The sequence below is a fragment of the Stenotrophomonas sp. STEN030 genome (assembly GCF_056759995.1).
The window spans coordinates 1-17,406 of record NZ_JBRREB010000053.1 but is presented as its reverse complement, the minus strand read 5'-3'; the positions used below and the strand labels follow the sequence as shown (position 1 = coordinate 17,406).

Sequence of the window (17,406 nt, the reverse complement as noted above, 5' to 3'; positions counted from 1 at the left end):
GACTTTGCCAGCCAAGGGAGCAGGTTATGAATCGTCTAACCCTTCCTGGACAGCTGACGTCCGCTATGGGTCCCGTGACGCCATACGGCTAGGAGCGGAAAGTCAGCGCGATCGCTAAGGCGCTGGTCGATTCTTCGCTGACAGATCTCTCATGTGTTCAAGCTCGAGCCAAAGCCCATTGAAGCTGCTCCCACAAAAGAATTTCGCTGGTCCGCTTGGGGGAACATTTGCGAAGATCAGCAGAGACTCTTCCTGCGCATTAATCGAGTCTTTGTGGTGACGAATCAGATTCTTGATGTAATTCATCATGGCAGGGCCAGACACGCCCAACCCATGAGACAAGATCTGCGAACACGCGGGATGTTTGCTTCGCGTTCTGATGTTGACCTCATCATAAAAATCCCGGAACCCAATAGCGACTGCTCGCATCAAGTTCGTGGACGTTGGCACAAAGAGTGCAGGGTCGGCCGTTGCTGCGTACTCCGAAACCCGGAAGTTGTTATTGTGTGCCCACACGGCAAAGTGCGCGCGACTCGAAACCTGAGAATCGGTCGTTGAGGAGGCAAGCCACTGGAGGAAGTTGGCCCTGTGTGGCTTTGCTATCAGCTCCTGCGGGAATCCGGATTCCAATCTCTTTAACTCTGCAAGGAACCACCGGCCCGAATCGGTCTTACCAACGAGGTCGCCAAGTAGATTGTCCAACGGGTTTTGAGCATTGAGGACTATGGCATTCCTGCCAACGCGGCGTTGTTGATAATCGTGCGCGCCCCACAGGTAAAAGAACGCGCCCGCAAGTGTGCTTTCGTACATTTACTTACCTCGCCCAACGTTTCGGTCATCCGTCGATGTGGGAACAGTACCGCGCGACTTTCTTCCAGCAAATTCCCCTTATCTTCTTTCAGCGACGCCCTCTTTCGGCCAGTAGCGGACCTTCAACTCTGGAATTAAGCCGCGCCGCGAAGCGGCGTCGGCTTGAACGAATTGCTAGCCCTAAATGGCCCTTTCTTCGAGGATATTGCCATCATTGTCTTTTACCGTAATGGTTAACTTTTCCGCAATACTCACATTAACCGTATCAGAGAAACCAAGGCAGACCTGGTTGAGAAACTCTAAAACATAGTCCGTTGTTGTAGCGTCTTGCTTCAGTAAGACCTCATGAATTCCCGCCTTTGCAGCGACCTTTTTTGCGCCTTCTTGCAGCCCTATTGGAGTTACGAGAATCCCGCCGGATGCGCCCGAATCTTGGATGCTCCAAGCCAAGCCTGCAGCAATGGCCTGACTAACCCCGCTTTTGGTGTAGCGTTTGCATTCGACAATGATGAAGTGAGCCCCATCATCAGAGCAGCCCTTTGCGTCGATTTCCCACTCCGTTCCGCTGATGCCAGGCACTAACTGCTTCCCTTCTACCCGCCCAACTCCAAAGTGACTTGCGAATTTGTTGAGTAGATATGTGGCAACTTCTTCGTAGGTTTTCCACTGTTTGTCAGACATCGGTTGGTTCCTTTAGGGCTAACGCCTGAGTTAAATCGTGCCGCGTAGTAGCGTCGGCTTGAATGAATTGTTAGCACTCGTGAACTAGAACTCGTTCTCCACGAGCCTGGGAAGAATGTAGACATCTTTGAGCATGTGCTCAACTACACTCATTGCGAGTGAAAGCTGTCTTGGCGTGTGAGGCTTTACCTCATGAGCCGCCTTGTTCCCTAGTGTTCTGACCTTGTGCAGAATTTCGGCCCCAGATGGGGTTAGCACGTGCTTAGCTGCAAGATCGTTGATCTTTTCGTAAAGATCTTTCCCCAGTGCACTCTTTTCTTTGCACACGGTTTCGACTAGCGCCCTAAGACCGATACCGGCTAGCACAGGAGAGTCATTGTTAAGTGCTTGAGTGGTCTCGGCATAGACCCTCCGCAAATCAGATGGCAAGTAAACAACGTCATGCCCTAGATCTTTCATGCCCTCGATGCGCGAAGGGTAGAGCTTTTCGTTTATGTCATGCTCCCACTCATTTTCGCCAACCTGGTAGTAATCTTCAGAGTTTGACGACATGCTTCTAAATGAGAGTGTTTTGCATCCTTTGCACCGAATAATTTGGTGTTTCTCATCCCAGCTAATGTCGACTTCTTCCGCATAGCCAGATTGATCCACAGAGGCAACAACGTCGTGCGCGGTCCTTCCTGAGCACTTGATGCATGGAACAAGAATCTCTGTTCCCACCGAACTGTTCAGCTCTTCCTTTGATGTAGATGCCACGACTGTCCCCTTGAGTGCTAACTACCTAATAGACGGACCCATGGGTCCGGTTATACGACGTATCCACAAAGCACCGTAGGCGGGCTTTCCCCTTGATTCAGCCCGATCTTAGGGCGGCTGGGTCCGGCTAACAAGCCAATGTATGACCTGACCCAGCGCTAGGCTCGGGGCCGCACCAATGGCCGCTATGGGTCGGAAGCAGACATTGGTCTGAGTGCGTTGCTACAAGGTGCTCTTACGTTTCCGCATGCTTCCTGTCTTGTTTTTGGATTCGACGCCCGCCATGTGCTTTCGAGAACATTTGTAGTCCAACCGAATGGTTCAATGAGTTGGGCTGGTGGTTGCAGCGCTAATCTCCGGCTATCGCGCTATAAGGTCTCTTTCTTCATTTCTGCGAGATGCAATTCTCTGAGATAAAGAAAAAGAGGTAGTGCCAGGGACGGACCAATCACGATACTGGACAGCGGAAACCACAAGCGACGCATCCCCAGCCTACCTCCTTCGGAACAAATGAGTGAGATGGTCGCAAGCCCCGAAATGAGGACATCCGCCCAAGCAAAAGCTGCAATGTTGCTGGAAGTCGCCTGCTGGAACAGCAGCGGCACATTGAGGCCGTTGGCGGATAGCCATGGCACAAACTGGGCAAGGGGCAGGGCGGTGCCTGCGATGCAGAGAAGTAGGTAAACAAACCGCATGTTGCTCTCCGGCTGATTCGGTTGGGCGTCTCTGGCGTGGATTATCGCTTGGACCAAGGAATCTTGGGCCTTGTCGGCCAGCGAGGTCGGGAGTTTTAGCGCGATCAAGGAAGGCCAGTCCGCAATTATTTCCGATGCCCGTAAGAGTTCAGCGACACCAGGCAGCACATAGGCGTGCTCAGCCCGCAATCAACCATTACCGATGGACATTCCCGCCACCCCAACTCACTGGCATCCTGTCGCCTGCTCATCAGGGGATGAAAGTCGATGTTTCGATCTGTTGTTCTTGCGGCTGCACTACATGCAGCGCTTCCCGCGCGCGCGGAGCTGGCTTTCGAGGCGCCGGTGGCGTGCGCTGATGCGGATTCGTCCCCTGCGCTGAAAGGCAGCCTTTGTGTCACCACCCACGTTCCGCTGCGGCATGAATCGCCGGGCGATGGTTCGCTGAAGCTGTTCGCGCGGTGGTTTCCTGCGGAGACGGTGGAGCGGCGCGGGGAGGTTTGGCTGTTGGCCGGTGGGCCTGGTGAGTCCGGGGCGTCCTTGTATCCGGTGGTTGCGACCTTCCGGCGTGCATTTCCCGATTATGACCTGGTGATTCCGGACCACCGTGGCGTGGGCCGGTCGGAGCGCATCTGCCCGGTGCAGGAGGCGGCAGACAGCGCCGATGGCGTTGCGCTGGCCGGCGACGAGTGGGGTGGCTGTATTGGTGCGATGTATGCGGATGCGGCGCGCACGCAGGCGTTCTCGGTGACCGAGGCGGCGCAGGATCTTGCGCTGCTGATGTCGCGCTATCGCGGCAATGGGCCGATCTATCTGTACGGGGTGTCGTATGGCACGCAGCTGGCCTTGCGTGCGCTGCAGGTGGCGCCGATGCCGCTGGACGGTTTGATCCTGGACGGGCTGGTGCCGCTGGAGACCACCGAGCAGTGGGATCTGAGCCGGCGCACGGCGCTGGTGGATGCGGTGGGGCGTGCGGTGCTGGGCGAGCAGAAGGTGGCGGTCTATCAGCGTGTGCTGGCCGCTGCGCCGACGGCGCCGTGGAAGGACGAGGTGCCGGGTGGTGATCTGCGCCGGTTGCTGGGCTCGCTGCTGAACTTCCCGGCGCTGCGTGCGCGTATTCCGGACGTCGTGGATGGGCTGGCGGTGGACGATACGTCCGCGTTGCTGGCGACGGTGGCGGAGCTGAAGACGGCGATGGCGGGGATGGGGCAGGGCGGTAACAATCAGCCTTCGTTGCCGCTGGTGATGTTGATCTCGGCGTCGGAGAACAATGCGCGGCCGGGGCTTACCCGCGAGCTGGTGGAGCAGGAGGCTGCTGGGGCCTTGTTTGTCAGTGCGATCCCGGGGTTTCTGGTCGGGGCGCCTGTGCCTGCTTATGCGAAGGATGCCTGGTTTGGGGAGTCGCCTGGGGTGCTACCGAGGACCTTGGTTGTGCATGGGACGCTGGATCCGAATACGGCGTATGCGGGGGCGGTGAAGCATGCGGCTGTGCTGGGGAAGGCTGGGGAGGTGAGCTTCAGTACGGTGGAGGGTGGGGCGCATTTGCTGTCTTACTTTGCGCCTGGGTGTTTTGTTGAGGCTGTTGGGGCGTTTGTTGCGGGGGGGGAGGTTGGTGGTGGGTGTGTTGAGCGGTGAGGGGTTTTGGTTCTCACAGCTGAGTTTGGTTGGGGTTTTGGAGGTTTGAGTTTGAGGGTTTTGTTCTGCCCTCACCCCAACCCCTCTCCCGCGGGCGGGAGAGGGGCTTGGATCGCGTGGGTTTGGGGCTATCCGGTTGTGTCACAGATTGCTGGGTTGGGGCGTGTTGGCTCCAGCGTTAGTCGCTGCACATCCGAGAACAGCTGCTCCACCGGCATACCGTAGGGCGCGAACAGGCGCAGCCGTCCTTGGCGATCGAATACGTAGCCGCCTGCGGTGTGGCTCATCGAATAGGCGCCGGGGTGCTTGCCTTCTTCGCGGTCGTAGAAAGCTTTGAACGATGCTGCCATTGCGGCCAGTTGCGCATCGTCACCCACCAGCGCTGTCGCAGTCGGGTCAAACGCTTTCACATAAGTCTCGGCAACGGCTGGGGTGTCGCGGGCCGGGTCCACGGTGACGAAGATCACCTGCAGTTTGTCGGCGTCCGAGCCCATCAGGTGCTTTACGCGGTTCAACTCCACCATGGTGGTGGGGCAGACGTCCGGGCAGCTGGTGAAGCCGAAGAACAAATACGTCACTTTGCCGTTGAGGTCGGCTGGGCTGCGGCTTACGCCTGTGCTGTCGGGCATCGTCCATTGCTGGCCGAGTGCTTCGCAGGCGATGTCCTTGCCGTAGAAATCCACTTTTGGTTTTGCGGCGCAGGCGACCAGCAGCAGGGTGGCGGCGCTTATCGCGATGGTGGACAGATGCAGTTTGCGGGCCAGTGCGGCGAGGCCGGTGGCGGGGGTGTTGGTGCGGGACATGGCTATGGTCGATGAAGGACGGACAGCCGAACTGCATGCGACGGGCCGGCATGGTGTGCCGGCCCGTTGCGTGCGTCAGTTGACCATCATGTGGAAGTGCATGCTCCAGATGATCCAGATGGAGAGCGCTACCACGATGAAAAGAATGACCAGGGTGAAAACAAAACTGGCCAGGTTCCAGCCGCCCTCCGAGGAGCGGTTCATGTGCAGGAAGTACACCAGCTGCACGATGATCTGCACGACGGCGAAGCCGACCAGCAAGGCCATCGTCAGTGGCCGCGACAGCGTCGGGTTCATCACCAGCATGAAGGGGATGACGGTGAGCACGGCGCAGATCACGAAGCCGATCAGGTAGGACTTGGTGGAGCCATGTCCGCTGCCGGCGCGGGAGGTGTCGTTGTCGGACATGTTCAGAACACTCCAATCAGATAGACAAAGGTGAAGACGCAGATCCAGACCAGGTCCAGGAAGTGCCAGAACAGGCTCAGGCAGGAGATGCGGGTGACGTTGGTCGGGGTGAGCCCGCGACGCTTCACCTGGTGCATCACCACCGCCATCCAGATCAGGCCGCTGGCCACGTGCAGGCCGTGCGTGCCAACCAGCGCGAAGAACGCGGACAGGTAGGCGCTGGTGGTGGGGCCGGCGCCAATGTGGATGAGGTGGTTGAACTCATACACTTCCATGCCGATGAAGCCGGCACCGAGTGCGAAGGTCACGCCCAGCCAGGTGAGCACTGCGCGCTTGTCCTGGCGGTGCATCGCCAGTACGGCCTGGCCGTAAGTGATGCTGGACACCAGCAGCAGGAAGGTCTCCACCAGCACGAACGGCAGCGAGAACAGCTCCGCACCGGTCGGGCCGCCTGCATACGCGTTGCTGAGCACCGCGTAGGAGGCGAACAGCGAGCCGAACAGCACCAGGTCGGACATGAGGTAGACCCACATGCCGAAGACCTTCATGCCGCCCTGGTCGTGGCCATGGTCGTCATGGCTGTGCTCGGCCGCCTGTGCGTTGTCTACGCCGACGTTGGACATGATGTTCATGCAATCACCCTGTGCTGCTTGAGCTTGTTCTGGTGTTGGTTCTCGATGGCGGCCACTTCTTCGGCGCTGACGTAGTAATCCACATCTTCGTCGTAGGAGCGCACGATCAGGGTGACGATCATCGCCACGAAGCTCGCACCGGCCAGCCACCAGATGTGCCAGATCAAGGCGAAGCACAGCGCCAGGATCCAGATGTTGAGGATCAGCGGCACACCGGTGTTACGCGGCATGTGGATCGGCGCGTAGTGCTTGGGCGGCTTGGGCAGGCCTTGCTTCTTGGCTTCGTGGAAAGCGTCCAGGGTGTCGGCCTTGGGCACCACGGCGAAGTTGTAGAACGGCGGCGGCGAAGGCGTCTGCCATTCCAGCGTGCGCGCATTCCACGGGTCGCCGGTGATGTCCTGGTTCTGCTTGCGGTCGCGGACGCTGACGTAGATCTGCACCAGCATCAGCACGATGCCTGCGAGCACGAACAGCGCACCGACAAAGGCAGCAATCAGGTAGGGCGTCCACGCCGGGTTGTCGTACTGGTTCATGCGCCGGGTCATGCCCATGAAGCCCAGCATGTACAGCGGCATGAAGGCCAGGTAGAAACCGATGATCCAGCAGGCGAACGACCACTTGCCCAGGCGCTCGTTGAGGGTGAAGCCGAACACCTTCGGGAACCAGTAGACGAAGCCAGCCAGGTAGCCGAACAGCGCGCCACCGATGATGGTGTTGTGGAAGTGGGCCACCAGGAACAGGCTGTTGTGCAGCAGGAAGTCCGCGCCCGGGATGGCCAGCAGCACGCCGGTCATGCCGCCGATGGTGAAGGTGACCAGGAAGGCGATGGTCCACAGCATCGGCACGCTGAACTCGACGCGGCCGCCGTACATGGTGAACAACCATGTGAAGATTTTCACGCCGGTCGGGATCGCGATGATCATCGTCATGATGCCGAAGAAGGCATTGACGCTGGCACCGGAGCCCATGGTGAAGAAGTGGTGCAACCACACCACGAACGACAGGATGCCGATCGCCAGCGTTGCACCCACCATCGACTTGTAGCCGAACAGCTTCTTGCGCGAGAACGTGGCGGTGATCTCGGAGAAGATACCGAACGCCGGCAATACCAGGATGTACACCTCCGGGTGGCCCCAGGCCCACACCAGGTTGACGTACATCATCGGGTTGCCACCCAGGTCATTGGTGTAGAAGTTGAAGTCCAGGTAGCGGTCCAGGGTGAGCGCGCCGAGGGCGACGGTCAGGATCGGGAACGCGGCAATGATGATCACGCTGGTGACCAGCACGGTCCAGGTGAACACCGGCATCTTCATCAAGGTCATGCCCGGCGCACGCATGCGCAGGATGGTGATGAACAGGTTGACGCCGGTCAGCAATGTGCCGACACCGGAGGCCTGCAATGCCCAGATGTAGTAATCAACACCTACCCCTGGACTGAACTCGATGCCAGACAACGGCGGGTACGCCACCCAGCCGGTCATCGCGAACTCGCCAAGGCCCAGCGAGATCATCATCAGCGCAGCGCCGACCACGAAGATCCAGAAGCTGAAAGCATTGAGGAAGGGGAAGGCCATGTCGCGCGCGCCGATCTGCAGCGGCACCACGATGTTCATCAGACCCACCACGAACGGTGTGGCCACGAAGAAGATCATGATCACGCCATGCGCGGTGAAGATCTGGTCGTAGTGCTCCGGTGGCAGGAAGCCATCGCTGCCGGGGCCGGCCGCGGCCAACTGCGCGCGCATCATCAGTGCATCGGCAAAGCCGCGTACCAGCATCACCAGCGCCACCACGATGTACATGATGCCGATCTTCTTGTGGTCAACCGTGGTGAACCAGTCGCGCCACAGCACGCCCCACAACTTGAAATAGGTGACGGCGGCGAGCAATGCGATGCCACCAAGCACCATGCCCGCCAATGTCACCACGACGATCGGGTCGTGCAACGGCACGGCGTCCCACGTCAACTTACCGAACATGCTCATTACTCCTGGGAGGCCTTGGGTTCTGCGTTGTGGCCAGACGTGGCCGCGGTGTTCTCACCCACGCCGATGAACTGGTCGATGACCTTCTTGAACAGCAGCGGCTCGACGCTGGCGAAGTGGCGTACCGGTTCCTTGCGGGTGGGCGCGGCCAGGCGCTTGAATTCGTCGAAGCTCAGCTGATCCGGCGACTGCCGCACCTGCGCAACCCAGTCATCGAACTGCTGCTGGCTCATCGCGGTGGCGACGAACTTCATGTTGGAGAAGCCATGGCCGCTGTAATTGCCCGACATGCCGTCGAACTTGCCGGGCTCGTTGGCCACCAGATGCAGCTGCGTGCGCATGCCGGCCATCGCATAGATCTGCCCACCCAACTGCGGGATGAAGAAGGTGTTCATCGTCGAGTTGGAGGTGATGTCGAAGGCCAGCTGTTGCCCGGCCGGGAAGTTGAGCTGGTTGACCGTGGCGATGCCCAGGTCCGGGTAGACGAATACCCACTTCCAGTCGGTGGCGATCACTTCCACATGCAGCGGCTCGCCGGGAATATCCAGCGGCTTGTAAGGGTCAAGCTCGTGCGTGGATTTCCACACGATTACCGCCAGCACGGCGACGATGATCAGGGGCACGCCCCAGACCACGATTTCCACCTTGGTGGAGTGCGCCCAATCGGGCATGTACTTGGCCTTGGTATTGCCGGAGCGGTAGCGCCAGGCAAAGACGAAGGTCAGCACGATGGCCGGTATCACCACGATCAGCATCAGCGCGATGCAGATGATGATCAGGTCGCGCTGGGCAATGCCCACGTCGCCCTTGGAGTCCAGTAGTACCCAGTTGCAGCCAGACAGGCCCACGCATGCCAAAGCGGCCAGCGCTGGGCGGATGCGTTTCCAGCAGATATTCATTGAAGGTCGACCCTGTTGAAGGAGCTCTTGAGCGGGGACCGCCGATGCCCGGCGCATGGGCCGGGAGCGGCTACACTGTCCGTACGGCGGTGCCTACAAAAGGATTGCCTATCCAGTCAAGTCCATACAAGATACATCATTGTATGGGTTGGTGCACGTACAAAGCAGGGAAGGTTCACCCGATGCAGCAGCCAGCCGCAGGCCGACGCCTGAAAAAACCGAACCGGACCTGGGTCCGTCCCTTCGCCGAGGGCAGCGGTCCGCTCTACCTGCAGATCGCCCAGCAGGTACGCGACGCCGTGGACGATGGGGTGCTGCAACCGGGCGACCGCCTGCCGCCGCAACGCGATCTGGCCCAGTTGATGGGCGTGGACCTGACCACGGTCACCCGTGCCTACGCCGAGCTGCGCCAGTCCGATCTGCTCGACGCGCAGGGCGCCGGCGGCACCTTCATCGCCATGTCGGCCGGCAACAGCGCCACCTCGGTCGACCTGAGCATGAACATCCCGCCGTTGCTGGGCAGCAGCCCGTTCGCGCAGAGCATGGAGCGCGGCTTCCAGCAGCTCAGCCAGCAGCTGGGGCAGGGCGAGTTGATGAGTTACCACGTCGGCGCCGGCTCCCGCGACGACCGCGCCGCCGCCGTGCAATGGCTGGCGCCGATCCTCGGCAGCGTCTCCGCCGAGCGGGTGGTGATCTGCCCCGGTGCGCAGGCTGCGCTATGCGCCGTGGTGCTGGCCAAGACCCAGGCCGGCGATCTGATCGCCGCCGAACAGCTCACCTATCCGGGCCTGCTGGCCGCCGCGCGCGTGTTGCAGCGGGGCATCGTCTCCATCGCCATGGACGCCGAAGGCATGCTGCCGGACGCGCTGGAAGCCGCCTGCCAGCAGCGCAAGCCGGCCCTGATCTACCTGATCCCGACCATCCAGAACCCGACCACCGCGACCATGTCGCAGGCCCGTCGCGCGGCCATTCTGGCGATTGCACGCCGCCATGGCGTGGCGGTGGTCGAGGACGATCCCTACTGGCTGCTGGCCGCCGATGCGGCGCCGCCGCTGGCGGTGGATAGCCACCCGGACGCCCCGGTCTACTACGTTTCCACCCTGTCCAAGTGCCTGGCGCCAGGCCTGCGCACCGCCTACCTGGTGGTGCCGCCGGGCGAGCCTATGGAGCCGCTGCTGGACGCCCTGCGTTCGATCGCGCTGATGCCGACCCAATCCATGGTGGCGGTGGCCTCGCATTGGATCCGCAGCGGCCAGGCCGATGAGATGGTGCGCCGCTTCCAGCAGGAACTGCGCCAGCGCCAGCGGATTGCCGCGCGCATCCTGCCCAAGCCGTATCAGGCGCACCCGTCCGGCCTGCATGTGTGGCTGCCGTTGCCGCCACGGTTGGACCAGTACCGGCTGATCCAGGCCGCGCAGGCGCAGGGCCTGGGCATCGCCAGCTCGGAGTCCTTCAGCATCGAGGAGCAGGCCGGCAATGCCATCCGTCTGTCGCTGGGCGGGGCGGTGGACCAGCACAGCCTGGCGGCGGCGTTGACCAAGCTGACCGAGGTCATCTCGGCTGCGCCTGAGACGCGGACACAGGCCATCGTTTAACCGGCCTCCGGTCATATCCATACAAAAGTGATACATTGCATATCTTGTATGGATATGCGGGTAGCTGCTGTGCGTCGGGACAAGCTGAAGTTTCATCTGGTCATGCTGGGCTGCGCCGGTTTCGTGGTGCTGGCGCTGGCGTCGCTGGTCTATGTCTGCTCGCGGCCGCAGACCGCCGACGTGCAGGCCAGTGAGCGCGCGGCCATCGACCAGTGCCTGCAACGCAGCCGCGCGCCGGAACGCACCGAGATCTACCGCCGCGCCCAGGCCGATTCCTGCGCCGAGATGCTGGAACAGTACGAGCACAAGTTCGGCGCGGACGCCGCCTCGTGAGCCCGCCCAACGGCGCACCGCCGCGCAGGCGCGGGATGCGGCTGTGGATCGCTGCTGGCTGCGTGCTGATGGCCGGTATCGCGATAGCGCTGTGGCAATACTTCGGCCTCAGTGAACAGGCCAGCTTCGCCGAGCAGGCCATCGTCTTCGACGACACCCAACTCAAGCTGCCGCCGGAACTGGCTGGCGCCAATGGACGCATTCGCGTCGTGCATTTCTGGGACCCGGCCTGCAAGGTCTGCAACCGCGAAACCGGCGCGCACCTGAGCTACCTGATCAGCATGTACCGCCGCGCCAACATCGATTTCTATGCGGTGCGCCGCCCGGGAACGACCGGTGAGCTGCCGGAGTATCTGCGTGGTCGTTTGACCGAACTGCCGACGATCGAAGGTGCTGAACATATCCCGGCCAGCCCTGCGGTTGCGATCTGGGATCGGCAAGGGCATCTGGCCTACGCCGGGCCGTACAGCATCGGCATGGTCTGCAATTCGGCCAATAGTTTTGTCGAGCCGATTCTCGACAAGCTGGTCGCTGGACAAACCGTGCGCCCGCGCGGATTGCTGGCGGTGGGCTGTTACTGCCCTTGGCAAAGCAAGCCTTGATCCGTTGCTGATGAACCTGCATGCACGCCGGCGTGAGTGGACGTTTTTTCCGCGCACAAAAAACAGCGGGCACCCGCTCCAACCGACCGATGGTTGTGAGCAGGCACCCGCCGCTGATGTAAACAATACGCGGCTACATCGTCCATACATGGTGCGACAGGATGTCGCAGTTTTTACCGGTAAATGCGGGGTTTGGCGATGAACTGGATGGACAGCGCGCTGCGCAGCAACGGCCCGATCTACCTGCGCATCGTCAACAGCATCGAGCGCAGCATGAACACCGGCGAGCTGGTGCCCGGCCATCGCCTGCCATCGCAGCGCGCATTGGCCAAGCAACTCGGCATCGACCTGACCACGGTGACGCGCGCCTTCGATGAAGCACGTCGACGCGGCCTGATCGAAGCACGTGGACCACAAGGCAGTTTCATCGCACCGCCGAAAGCGGCCTTCGGCCAACCGGTGGACCTGAGCATGAACGTGCCGCCGGTACCGGATGCGTTGGCCTTGAACGATGCCTTGCGACGTGGCGCAGCCGCCGTGCTTGCGCGCAGCAATGCGCCCAACCTGATGACGTATCACCTCGCCGGCGGCAGCCCAACCGACAGGCATGCGGCGACCAGTTGGCTGCAGCCAATGCTGGGCGATGTTGCTGATGCTGGTTTGGTCGTCGCAGAGGGCGCGCAGTCGGCGTTGGCCTCGATTCTGATCAGCCAGACCCAGGAAGGCGAGGTGATTCTCTGCGATCACCTGGTGTATCCCGGTCTGCTGCAGGTAGCCAAGTCGCTGGGGCGGCGTCTGCTGCCAGTTGATGGTGATGCAGAGGGGATGTGCCCGGATTCGCTAGAGCGTGCTTCGCGGCAGAGCGGCGCACGCGTGGTTTACCTCAACCCCACCTGCAACAACCCGACCGCGTTGACGATTCCGCCGCAGCGTCGGATTGAGTTGGCGCGTGTGCTGCAGGGGCTGGATTTGTTGATGATCGAAGATGATCCGTATTGGCATCACGCTGTGGAAAAGCCAACGCCAATTGCGGCGTTGGCACCGGCGCATGTGTACTACGTATCAACCTTGTCGAAGGCGATCAGCCCCGGTCTGCGCACGGCATTCGTGCGATGTCCTTCGGACCAGCATGCGGAAGCGCTGGCGACCGCGTTGCGGTCGATCTGCCTGATGGGCCACCCGCTGGTGATGGCGCTGGTGAGCCAACTGCTGCTGGATGGATCAGCGAATGGCTTGTTGAATCAGGTACTGGCGGAAGCACGCGAGCGCACCGCGCTGGCTGCACACCTGCTGGTGCCATCATTGAACGTGCAGGCGGCTGGATTGCATGCGTGGTGTAGCGTACCCGAGCCGTGGACCAATGCAGGTTTTGTGCGCGCCGCCCAGCTGCAGGGTCTGGCTATCTCGCCGTCATCGGCATTCAGGCCGGACGGCGCACAACGCAGCCGCGGCTTCCGCCTGTCACTGGGGCAGGCAAGTAATAGACGCCAACTGCAAAGCGCCTTGCGCCGCATCAACCAGCTGGTAGATGCCCCAGATTCAAGCAACGCGGCGTGAACCCGTAGTGCCGAGCCATGCTCGGCAGGGGCCTCACAAGCGATGCTGCAACTGCAGTGCCGAGCCATGCTCGGCAGAGGCCTTGCAGGCGATGCCGTAGGAGCGGCGTAAGCCGCGAAGCTGACGATGCATCAGCTGCAGATCAACCGTGAACAGCACCCCTCCAAAACCCTCCCTTAGCCTGCGGCAAAGGAAGGGGGGAGGCGCGTATCGCCTGCGATTTTCGGCAGGGGCATGAACCCTTGATGTCGAGCCATGCTCGGCAGTTGCGTTGCAAGCAGTGCCGCAGCAGCGGCTGAAGCCACGAAGAAAATGAACCATCGTCACCGGCAAAAAAACGGAACTTCCACCTGATCACGATCGATTCCGCAGCTGACGCCACTCATGCAGAAGCAGATAGCTGCTGTGCTCTTTTGTCCTGACGCCTCAGCCTTTGTTGCGTTGTTTCAGCAGCGTCTTCTCATGGATCGATCCCCAATCACGCATCGCGCTGACCAGCGGAATCAGGGTTTCGCCAAGCTTGGTCAGCGAGTACTCCACCTTGGGCGGAACTTCCTGATGCACGTGACGGTTCACCAGACCCCAGGCTTCAAGCTCACGTAGCTGAAGCGTCAGCATGCGTTGGGTGATTTCAGGGATGATCCGGCGCAGCTCATTGAATCGCTTTGTTCCGCTCATGAGATGAAAGATCAGCAGCGTATTCCATTTGCCGCCGATGACCTCGGCGGTAAATGTCACTGGGCAGGCGTAAGCGCCTTCTGCTGAGTGCGGAACGCCGGTTTTCATGGGGTCGAATCCTGCTGTTGCCTGGCTTTCTGCAAGGTATAAAAAATGTACCTACAGCACATTAATGTGCGTACTTACGTTGGCTGCATGTGAGGCATAGCATGCGCGCTTTCCATCCAAGGATCTACTCCATGAGCATGTTGCTCGCCCCGTTTGACCTGAAAGGTCTCTCCCTGAGGAACCGCGTTGTGATGTCGCCGATGTGCATGCACTCGGCCGGTGAAGATGGCTTTGTCACTGATTGGCATCGCGTGCATTACGGTGCGCGTGCGCTTGGCCAGGTGGGCCTGATCTTCCCGGAGACGTTGGCGGTGGAAAAGGATGGCCGCATCGGTCCGGGCGATCTTGGTGTGTGGAGCGATGCCCATGTCGAAGGTCTGAGGTCGCTGGTATCTGGGCTGCATGGATTCGGCGCAAAGGTCGGCGCGCAGATCGGGCACGCCGGCCGCGCTTCGGCCTTACCAGGGGTTGAATTGCTGGCGCCGTCGGCGGTGCCGTTCCTTGAGAACGGTCCGGTGCCGCGTGCCATGAGCAAAGCAGAGATCACGCAGATGGTGGCCGCGTTCGGTCGCGCGGCGCAGCGGGTCAGCGATGCGGGTTTTGACGTGTTGGAAATTCATGGTGCGCACGGCTATCTGCTCAATGAATTCCTGTCGCCGCTGGCAAATCTGCGCACTGACGAATATGGGGTTGATCCTGCTGGCCGCTATCGGATGCTTGGCGAGATCATCACCGAGGTCAAGAAGTACTGGGGGGATCGCCCGCTGTTCGTGCGCGTGTCGACCAATGATTATGCCGAGGGTGGCAATGTTCCGGATTCCTTCATTGCATATGCAACGTGGATGAAGGCGCAGGGCGTGGACCTGGTGGATTGCAGCTCCGGCGGAATCAAGATGGTGCGCGTGAACAGCTATCCCGGGTATCAGGTGCCGGCGGCGGCATTGATTCGCCGTGAAGTCGGAATTGCGACCGGTGCGGTGGGATTGATCAAGAGCGCGAAGCAGGCTGAGTCCATTCTGCAGGTGGGCAGTGCAGATCTTGTTTTCGTAGGTCGGCAGCTGCTGCGCGAGCCGTTCTGGGTACGTGCGGCGGCCGATGAACTGGCCGAACATATTGCGACGCCAGTGCAGTACACGCGCTACGGCTCGGTATGGCTGGATACCGCGAACGATGAATCTGTTGGAGTGGCGTAAGGCGCGAAGCATGCACACCGGTAGTCGCCTGTAACCCGGTACTGGGTTGGTGTTGTTGCCATCGGCTTCGCGGCTGACGTCGCTCCCGCAGAACAGTGCACCGCTCCCGCAGAGGAGGCGGTGCATTGGGTCAGCGCTTCAACGTATACGCACCGAACGTACTGCCGATGAATCCACCTGCGGTGTCGGTACTGAGCAAGCTCGCATCCAGCGCTTCGCCAACACGTTGCCATTGCCCTGGCTGTGGTGAGAACCATGCCTGCGCACGTGCTCCATCCAGGGTGAATCGCAGGCCCGTATTATCGCCAGCACCGCTAAGCTCCTTCTGCGCCAACAGCGTTCCTGTCTCCGGGGAATCCCTGCCAGCACGCAGATACAGAACTACCCGGCGCACACCCTTGCTGGCTTCAATGCCCAGCACATAGTGATAGCGCTCGTTCTGCAGCAAGGCCAATCCCGCCAACTCTCCATCAGCCACCGATGCTGCAGACAACTGCATGTCCAATGTTGCGCGGTGATGCTGCAGGCGATGGCCCAGATAGTGGGTCTGTTCTTCCGCACCCTCAGTGCCCAACGGCGTCATGCCTGCTTGTAGTTTCAAACCGCCAGCGCCCGTGCTAAACCAAGCGCTCTTTGGCGGATGCAACGTAAGCCATTGCGGCGGCAACTTCGCGTCACTGAAGTTCTCCGTCCAACTGGACACGGCGCTGTCGGTGACTGGCGAAGGTGCATCCGCTAGCTGCGGGCGTGGCAGCTGCAGTGGTACATCTGCTCCACGCGGCAGCACCTGCGGCCAGCCGTCGCGCCATTGCACCGGCAGCAGGAAGGTTTCGCGGCCGAGATTGTATTGATTGCCACGGTAGGGGCGGGTGGCGAGGAATACCGCCCACCAGCTGCCGTCGGCCAACTGCACGAACTGCGCATGTCCGGCCGAGGTGACTGGGCTGGCGCGCTTGGGATCGAGGTCGCGCTGGGTCAACACCGGATTGTTGGGGCCTGCCTGATACGGACCCGTCAGGCTGCGGCTGCGCCAGATCATCTGCGCATGCTGTTCGCCGGTGCCGCCTTCTGCTGCGGTCAGGTAATACCAGCCGTCGTGCTTGAAGATATGCGGGCCCTCGATGTGCTCTGGCTTGCTGGCCGGGTCTGCGCCGCCATCCACCAGCAATCGCCGCTCAGCAATGGCCTTGCCGCTGGCAAGATCAATCTGCTGCAGCCAGATCGCGCGATGGCCGTCGTAGCGGAGCTCGCCATTGGGCACATCGTTGTGCACCACCCAGACGCTGCCGTCGCCGTCGAAGAACAGGGATGGATCGATGCCGCTCACCTGCAGCCAGACTGGATCGGACCATGGCCCGGCAGGATTGTCGGCGTGGATCAGGAAGTTGCCACCGTCGCAGTAGAAGCAGGTGTTGACGATGTAGAACCGGCCGTCTTTGTGGCTGATGGAGGCAGCGAACAGGCCGCGGGTGAGCTCGTCCTTGCCGTAGTTGATCTGGCTGGGGCGATCGATGGCGTTGCCGATCTGTGTCCAGTTCACCAGGTCGCGGCTGTGGTGAATCGGCAGTCCGGGGAAGTAGCCGAACGTGGAGTTGACCAGGTAGAAGTCATCGCCGGCGCGAACGATCGATGGGTCCGGGTAAAAGCCGGGCAGTATCGGATTGCGGTAGTTTCCGGCCGCCAATGGCGCGTGCCGGTCGTTGCCCTGGTAGCTGATTGAATGCACCAGCACTTCGGCATTGCTGGCCGGTGCCAGCAGGCAGAGCAACATCCACAGCAGGCGGCTACGCATCGGCGGCTTTGTCCAAGCTTGGAGTAAGCCTTGGAATCTAGCAGTTACCGGCAGCGTTGGTGGCGCGGTGTCGGCGGGTCGTCGGGTCGGCTGGCCGTGCTAGGGTCCAACCCGGGGTGGGGGGGGGGGGTGGGGGGGGGGGCGCCCCCCGCTTCTCGCTTCTTTGCGGTAGCGGGGCGGCCATCGGCCGCAGGCGGCGTTGCTCCGATCACACACAAAAAACTGCGATTGCCAACCCATATGT

Annotated in this window: 17 protein-coding genes; 6 read left to right on the top strand and 11 right to left on the bottom strand. The window is 60.9% G+C overall.

Going from position 1 to position 17,406, the window contains the following annotated elements:
• Positions 1 to 114 precede the first annotated feature (114 nt).
• The 4 genes from ACVOLR_RS16395 to ACVOLR_RS16380 all read right to left on the bottom strand — a co-directional run bounded on the left by ACVOLR_RS16395 (position 115) and on the right by ACVOLR_RS16380 (position 2,942).
• Positions 115 to 810 (bottom strand): hypothetical protein, encoded by a 696-nt coding sequence (locus ACVOLR_RS16395; RefSeq protein ID WP_481537384.1) that lies wholly within the window; start codon positions 808 to 810, stop codon positions 115 to 117.
• 180 nt (positions 811 to 990) lie between these two features.
• Positions 991 to 1,491 carry a restriction endonuclease gene (locus ACVOLR_RS16390; RefSeq protein WP_481537383.1) on the bottom strand — a complete coding sequence of 167 codons (501 nt, stop codon included), beginning with the start codon at positions 1,489 to 1,491 and terminating at the stop codon, positions 991 to 993.
• An 84-nt stretch (positions 1,492 to 1,575) separates the two neighbouring features.
• Positions 1,576 to 2,247 (bottom strand): DUF4145 domain-containing protein, encoded by a 672-nt coding sequence (locus ACVOLR_RS16385; RefSeq protein ID WP_481537382.1) that lies wholly within the window; start codon positions 2,245 to 2,247, stop codon positions 1,576 to 1,578.
• Positions 2,248 to 2,615: 368 nt separating this feature from the next.
• Positions 2,616 to 2,942: a DUF2834 domain-containing protein gene (locus ACVOLR_RS16380; RefSeq protein WP_481537381.1), complete on the bottom strand. Its 327-nt coding sequence runs from the start codon at positions 2,940 to 2,942 to the stop codon at positions 2,616 to 2,618.
• A 267-nt stretch (positions 2,943 to 3,209) separates the two neighbouring features.
• On the opposite strand from ACVOLR_RS16380, the gene ACVOLR_RS16375 reads away from it, so the two are divergent.
• A complete protein-coding gene (locus tag ACVOLR_RS16375) occupies positions 3,210 to 4,577 on the top strand; it encodes an alpha/beta fold hydrolase (protein WP_481537380.1) in 1,368 nt (455 codons plus the stop codon).
• 128 nt (positions 4,578 to 4,705) lie between these two features.
• Here the strand turns inward: ACVOLR_RS16375 and ACVOLR_RS16370 are convergent, their stop codons facing one another.
• The 5 genes from ACVOLR_RS16370 to cyoA all read right to left on the bottom strand — a co-directional run bounded on the left by ACVOLR_RS16370 (position 4,706) and on the right by cyoA (position 9,304).
• Positions 4,706 to 5,380 carry an SCO family protein gene (locus ACVOLR_RS16370; protein WP_481537379.1) on the bottom strand — a complete coding sequence of 225 codons (675 nt, stop codon included), beginning with the start codon at positions 5,378 to 5,380 and terminating at the stop codon, positions 4,706 to 4,708.
• A gap of 75 nt (positions 5,381 to 5,455) precedes the next feature.
• A complete protein-coding gene (gene cyoD / locus ACVOLR_RS16365) occupies positions 5,456 to 5,788 on the bottom strand; it encodes a cytochrome o ubiquinol oxidase subunit IV (RefSeq protein ID WP_057627619.1) in 333 nt (110 codons plus the stop codon).
• A gap of 2 nt (positions 5,789 to 5,790) precedes the next feature.
• Positions 5,791 to 6,420 (bottom strand): cytochrome o ubiquinol oxidase subunit III, encoded by a 630-nt coding sequence (gene cyoC, locus ACVOLR_RS16360; protein ID WP_481537378.1) that lies wholly within the window; start codon positions 6,418 to 6,420, stop codon positions 5,791 to 5,793.
• A complete protein-coding gene (gene cyoB, locus ACVOLR_RS16355) occupies positions 6,417 to 8,399 on the bottom strand; it encodes a cytochrome o ubiquinol oxidase subunit I (RefSeq protein ID WP_481509154.1) in 1,983 nt (660 codons plus the stop codon). The genes cyoC and cyoB overlap by 4 nt, the downstream gene beginning before the upstream one ends.
• A gap of 5 nt (positions 8,400 to 8,404) precedes the next feature.
• A complete protein-coding gene (gene cyoA / locus ACVOLR_RS16350; RefSeq protein ID WP_481537377.1) occupies positions 8,405 to 9,304 on the bottom strand; it encodes a ubiquinol oxidase subunit II in 900 nt (299 codons plus the stop codon).
• Between the two features lie 182 nt (positions 9,305 to 9,486).
• Here cyoA and ACVOLR_RS16345 point away from each other — a divergent pair, with 182 nt between their 5' ends.
• From ACVOLR_RS16345 to ACVOLR_RS16330, 4 genes are all read left to right on the top strand, one after another.
• Positions 9,487 to 10,899, top strand: a complete 1,413-nt coding sequence (locus tag ACVOLR_RS16345) for an aminotransferase-like domain-containing protein (protein ID WP_481537376.1) — start codon at positions 9,487 to 9,489, stop codon at positions 10,897 to 10,899.
• A gap of 48 nt (positions 10,900 to 10,947) precedes the next feature.
• Positions 10,948 to 11,232 carry a hypothetical protein gene (locus tag ACVOLR_RS16340; protein WP_481512393.1) on the top strand — a complete coding sequence of 95 codons (285 nt, stop codon included), beginning with the start codon at positions 10,948 to 10,950 and terminating at the stop codon, positions 11,230 to 11,232.
• Positions 11,233 to 11,267: 35 nt separating this feature from the next.
• Positions 11,268 to 11,834 (top strand): DUF6436 domain-containing protein, encoded by a 567-nt coding sequence (locus tag ACVOLR_RS16335; protein ID WP_481537375.1) that lies wholly within the window; start codon positions 11,268 to 11,270, stop codon positions 11,832 to 11,834.
• Between the two features lie 198 nt (positions 11,835 to 12,032).
• On the top strand, positions 12,033 to 13,391 hold the full coding sequence (locus ACVOLR_RS16330; protein ID WP_481537374.1) for an aminotransferase-like domain-containing protein: 1,359 nt from the start codon (positions 12,033 to 12,035) through the stop codon (positions 13,389 to 13,391).
• A gap of 426 nt (positions 13,392 to 13,817) precedes the next feature.
• Here ACVOLR_RS16330 and ACVOLR_RS16325 read toward each other — a convergent pair whose 3' ends face one another.
• Entirely contained in the window at positions 13,818 to 14,177 is a 360-nt protein-coding gene (locus ACVOLR_RS16325) for a winged helix-turn-helix transcriptional regulator (RefSeq protein WP_481537373.1), read from the bottom strand.
• Between the two features lie 131 nt (positions 14,178 to 14,308).
• Here ACVOLR_RS16325 and namA point away from each other — a divergent pair, with 131 nt between their 5' ends.
• On the top strand, positions 14,309 to 15,370 hold the full coding sequence (gene namA, locus ACVOLR_RS16320; RefSeq protein WP_481537372.1) for an NADPH dehydrogenase NamA: 1,062 nt from the start codon (positions 14,309 to 14,311) through the stop codon (positions 15,368 to 15,370).
• A 130-nt stretch (positions 15,371 to 15,500) separates the two neighbouring features.
• On the opposite strand, the gene ACVOLR_RS16315 is transcribed toward namA, so the two are convergent.
• Positions 15,501 to 17,162: a glycoside hydrolase family 43 protein gene (locus ACVOLR_RS16315; RefSeq protein WP_481537371.1), complete on the bottom strand. Its 1,662-nt coding sequence runs from the start codon at positions 17,160 to 17,162 to the stop codon at positions 15,501 to 15,503.
• Positions 17,163 to 17,406: the final 244 nt, after the last annotated feature.